General features: G+C 42.0%; 1 protein-coding gene. It reads right to left on the bottom strand.

Annotated elements, in window-relative coordinates; translation table 11 throughout:
* A partial coding sequence (locus CP363_RS10520) for a DUF1542 domain-containing protein (protein ID WP_143468725.1) occupies positions 1 to 521 on the bottom strand: 521 nt, incomplete at both ends.

Genomic DNA, 521 nt, shown 5'->3' with positions numbered 1-521 from the left:
TCAACACCAGTGTTCTTAGCTGATTCAACATCAGTGACAGTTTTTGCATTGCTAATGGCAGTCTTGGCACTATCTGCTTCTGTCTTAGCTTGGTCCTTCACAGCTTGCTTTTCTTCAGTAGTCAGGTTAGGAGCATCATCAATTGAATTATTCTTTTCAGCCAGTGCTCCATCAATTGCGGCATTTGCATCATCCTTGTTGATTGCTACAGTTCCGTTGTTGACTGCATCAGTAACAGCTTGTTTAGATTTAGCATTAGCAATAGCTTCCTTAGCGGCCTTAGCATCGGCATCAACTTGGTCCTGAGCAGCTTTTTTCTCACTGTCAGTAATACCGTTAGTATTTTCAATTGCCTGCTTTGCGGCTTTTGCTACGTCATCAATATTTTGGTCAGCTTGTTGCTTAGTAGCTGATTGGGCCGGAATTGATACTTGATTAATCTTCTCAACACCAGTGTTCTTAGCTGATTCAACATCAGTGACAGTTTTTGCATTGCTAATGGCAGTCTTGGCACTATCTGC

It is taken from the genome of Lactobacillus sp. UMNPBX12, assembly GCF_002553955.1.
GTDB classification, from domain to species: Bacteria; Bacillota; Bacilli; order Lactobacillales; family Lactobacillaceae; genus Lactobacillus; species Lactobacillus crispatus.
This window is presented reverse-complemented; position numbering and strand designations above follow the sequence as displayed.